Source organism: Yinghuangia sp. YIM S09857 (genome assembly GCF_051388915.1).
Lineage (GTDB): Bacteria > Actinomycetota > Actinomycetes > Streptomycetales > Streptomycetaceae > Yinghuangia.
This window is the reverse complement of the sequence record NZ_JBPKBH010000004.1, coordinates 355337-359301: the sequence shown is the minus strand read 5'-3', so window position 1 is coordinate 359301 and position 3965 is coordinate 355337. Positions and strand designations below refer to the sequence as shown.

3 protein-coding genes are annotated in these 3965 nt (G+C 73.3%); 1 reads left to right on the top strand and 2 read right to left on the bottom strand.

Annotation, left to right across the window (positions count from 1 at the left end; translation table 11 throughout):
* Positions 1-377 (top strand): MarR family winged helix-turn-helix transcriptional regulator (locus tag ACRX5S_RS10490; protein ID WP_436772558.1); only part of this gene is annotated, 377 nt, incomplete at its 5' end.
* A gap of 248 nt (positions 378-625) precedes the next feature.
* Here the strand turns inward: ACRX5S_RS10490 and ACRX5S_RS10485 are convergent.
* Complete coding sequence (locus tag ACRX5S_RS10485; protein ID WP_436772557.1) at positions 626-2074, bottom strand: amidase; 1449 nt, start codon at positions 2072-2074, stop codon at positions 626-628.
* A 56-nt stretch (positions 2075-2130) separates the two neighbouring features.
* Positions 2131-3789 (bottom strand): ABC transporter substrate-binding protein, encoded by a 1659-nt coding sequence (locus ACRX5S_RS10480; RefSeq protein ID WP_436772556.1) that lies wholly within the window; start codon positions 3787-3789, stop codon positions 2131-2133.
* Positions 3790-3965: the final 176 nt, after the last annotated feature.

The window sequence follows — 3965 nt, the reverse complement described above, 5'->3', positions numbered from 1 at the left end:
CGCACCTGGACGACCTGCTGCGCCCGGCCGGGGTCACCGCACTGCAATACACCGCACTCACCGTGCTGGCCCGCCGCGACGGCCTGACCAGCGCGGAACTGGCCCGCAACTCCTTCGTGACGCCGCAGACCATGCGCGATCTCGTCACGGCCCTGGAAACCCGCGGCCTCATCACCCGCGCCCACGACCCCGGGCACCGCCGACGGCTGCTCATCACGCTGACCCCGGCGGGCGAGGTCCTGCTGGCCGAGGCGGACGCGGACGTACGCGCACTGGAGGAACGCATGCTGAGCGGCCTGTCGGCCACCGAGCGACAGACGTTCCGCGACTACCTGAACCGCGCGCGGACCGCCCTCGCAGGCAGTCCGGCCCACTGACCCGCGCCGCGTCCCGGGCCGACCTGCGACCCCGCCTGTGCCCGCATCCGGGGGCGGGGGGGGGGGTAAGTCCCCCCTTCCCCCCCCCCCCCCCGCCCACCCGCCCCCCCCCCCCCCCGCCCACCCGCCCCCCCCCCCCCCCGCCCACCCGCCCCCCCCCCCCCCCGCCCACCCGCCCCCCCCCCCCCCCGCCCACCCGCCCCCCCCCCCCCCCGCCCACCCGCCCCCCCCCCCCCCCGGCCCGCGACTCAGCCGCCCGCGCCCCCGATCACCGGCCGCGGCCGCACCACCCCGGCCTCGATCACCTCGGCCGCGTCCAGCAGCAGGTCCTCGCGGAACCGGCCGGCGATCACCTGCACTCCCGACGGCAGACCGTCCGCGAGACCGGTCGGTACCGCGGCCGCCGGGAAGCCCAGCACCGGTACTGCCTGCAACGGCCATTGCGCGGCGACTACTTCGCGCATCCGGTCGTCGCCCGCGAGGTCCGCGTCCTGTTCCAGCGGCGGCTCGGCCGACACGGGGGTGAGCAGGATGCGGTCCCCGCCCAGGTAGCGCTGAAGGCGGGTGATCAGCGTGCCGCGCCGGGCGTACCCGCGGATGTACGCCGCCAGCGTCGGCTGCTCGCCCCAGATCTCCGCGGCCACCCGGAAGGTCGAGGCCAGCGACTCCTTCACCCCCGCGTCGCCGAACATCTCGATCTCCGGAAGCATCGTGCGCAGTTCCTCGAAGAGCAGAAGCGACCACAAACGTGCGGCCTCGGCCAATTCCGGTAGTTCGGCTGCCTCTTCGACCTCGTACCCGGCCGCGGCCAGCAGGCCGGCGGCCGTGTCGAGTGCCGCGTCCACCGCCCGGTGCGGCTTGGCGATACCGACGTCCCGCACCACGGTTACCCGCACCCGGCCGGGCGCCGCGAAGCGCGGTACCGCCGGAATCCCCACCGGATCGCGCGGATCCGGGGTCGCCATCACCCGCACGGCCGCCCGGAGATCCGCGACCGTCCAGGCCAGCGGCCCCTGCACGGCCATCGTCTGGAACGACATGGGGCTGTCGAACTCCACGTCCCCGCCGGGCTCCCAGCCGGACACCAGGCCCACTGTCGGCCGCAGCCCGAACGCCCCGCAGCAGTACGCCGGGTAGCGGATCGAGCCGCCGATGTCGTTGCCCTGCGCGATCGGCACCATGCCGGACGCGAGCGCCGCCGCCGCGCCGCCCGAGGATCCGCCGGGCGTGTGCGCGGCACTCCACGGATTGAGCGTGCGTCCGTGCAGCGCGTTGTCCGTGAACCAACGCACCGCGAAGGCAGGGCTGTTGCTGCGACCGAGCAGCGTCGCGCCGGCGTCCCGCAGCGCGGCCACGCAGGCCGCGTCCTCGGCGGCCACCGCGCCCGCCCAGGCCGGGATGCCGTGTGAACTGGCGTATCCGCGCCGGGCGGTGTTGATCTTGGTGGCGACCGGCACGCCGTGCAGCGGGGCCAAGTGCTCGCCGACGTCGGAGGAACGGTCCAACTCGGCGGCACGGGCCAGGACTTCGTCCGGGCGTACGTCCGCCAAGGCGTTCACCGCCGGATTGACCTCGTCGATGCGGCGCAGGAATGCCTCCGCGACCTCGGTCGCGGTGAACTCCCCGGCCCTGATCCCGGCGGCGATTTCGGTGCCGCCCCGGGTCCACAGCTCGGTTCCGCCAGGGGTGTCGGTCATCGCGTGCTCCGTGGGGTGTGCGTGGTGGTGACGAGGCCCTGCGTTCGATGCCGCGGTCACCGGGAAGTCCCGCCGAGGTAGGCGGCCCAGGGCATGCCCATGTAGCCGAACGACGCGGGAGCTCCGCTGATGCGCCCGTTCATGAACATGCGTTCGTGCGGTGCGGCCAGGTAGACGACCGGCACCGTCGGGGTGAACAGCGCCTGCGCCTCGGCGTACGCCTTCGCCGACGCGTCGGTGTCGGAAGCGGCCCGTGCCTCGCCGAGCAGCCGGGTGACCTCCGGGTTGTCGTAGCCGGTCCAGTTGAACAGTCCACCGGGGTTCACCATTTCACCCACGTACGACGCGGCGTCCGGCATTCCGACGTAGCCGAAGGTGAGGACGAGGTCGATGCCCCCGCGCATGGACGGGTCGTAGAACAGCGAGGACATCTCCGTGGGTTGGAGCTGGCGGATGTCGATGCCGACCCCGACCGCCTTCGCCGCCGCCTGGAAGAACGTCAGGATTTGCAGGCCCCTCTGGTCTCCGGCCGGAATGGCGGCCACCAACGGGCGGGACGGCGCGCCGACTTCGGCGACGAGTTGCCTCGCCCGCGCGAGATCCGGCGGCGGCGCAAACGGGAGCGCGGCGTACGCGGCGTCGAGTCGGGCCGCCGCCGGATCGCCGCGCCACGTCAGCGGCGGGGCCAGGGACTTGAGCGGCATCGCGGCGCCGCCGAAGACGTTCTTGATGAGCGCGTCGCGGTCCACCGCGAGCGACAGCGCGTCGAGCAGCCTGCGGTCGGCGGCGGGGCTGTCGGCATGGCCGGGCACGAGCAACACGTTCTGCGTCGAAGGCCCCAGGTGGACCGTGCCGTTCTTGGCCTTGGCGAGCGCGGTGGCGCTGCTGGGCGGGAGTTCGTACGTCCCGTCCACCTCGCCGGAGAGCAGCGCGCTGGTCAGCGTGTTGCCGTTCGTGATGAAGCGGAAGACGACCTGCGCCGCCTTGGGCTTGAGCTGCGGGTCCCAGTACGCATCGTTGCGTTCGAGGGTGATGCTGTCGCCGGACTTCCACGAGGCGAGCCGGTAGGGGCCGGTGCACATGAGCCCGCCGGTGGGCGTTCCGTACCCGGCCCCGGCCTTGCGGGCGTACGCCTCCTGGCCGACCGCGCCGAACGAGGTGGCCAGTGCCTTGCGCAGGCCCTGGTCGTACGCCTTCGTCCGCAGCGTCACCTGGTTCGGACCGGTGACGTCGATGGCCGTCACGCCGGAGAGGTAGCTCCCGTAGAGGCCCTGCGTCTGCGGGTCGGCCTGACGCCTGAGGCTGTGGACGACGTCCTCGGGCCGCATCGGCGAGCCGTCCCAAAACGCGACCCCGGGCCGCAGGTCGAGAACGAGGGTCCGGTCGTCCGTCCAGGCGGCCTTCTCGGCGAGGCCGGGGGCCAAGGAGAGGTCCGCGTTCATGCGCAGCAGCGTGTCGCAGAGATTGGCCTCGACCGTCTGCGGCGAGTAGTCGCCGACCTTGGCCGGGTCGAGAGTGGTGGGTTCGCCGTACGGCAGGGCCCAGGTGACCCGGTCCACGGGCTCGGTGCCGGGCGGCGTGGTGGTGGTCAGCCCGGCGGCCCCGGCGTCGGGCGCCCCGGAGCCGGCCCCCGGCGAGCAGGCCGACGTGGCGACCAGGCCCGCGCTCATGCACGCACTCACACACGCGACGAGCACGCGTCTTCTTGCGGCCATAGCCGATGCTCCTTGCGAGAAGGCGAGAGGAAGGAAGGCGTTCGGCAAGCACCCCGCCCAGGGCCCGGGGGCGGCGGCAAACCGAGATAAACGAACGTCATATAACGTTGTTTCATTTCCCAGGCTTCCACCCCGCGAACAGAGCCGTCAACCCCCGGCCCCGCAAACGACTGCGG

Excerpts from the sequence above, each read along its gene's own strand:
- ACRX5S_RS10480 (WP_436772556.1), bottom strand. The coding sequence starts at position 3,789 with ATGGCCGCAAGAAGACGCGTGCTCGTCGCGTGTGTGAGTGCGTGCATG.
- ACRX5S_RS10485 (WP_436772557.1), bottom strand. The coding sequence starts at position 2,074 with ATGACCGACACCCCTGGCGGAACCGAGCTGTGGACCCGGGGCGGCACC.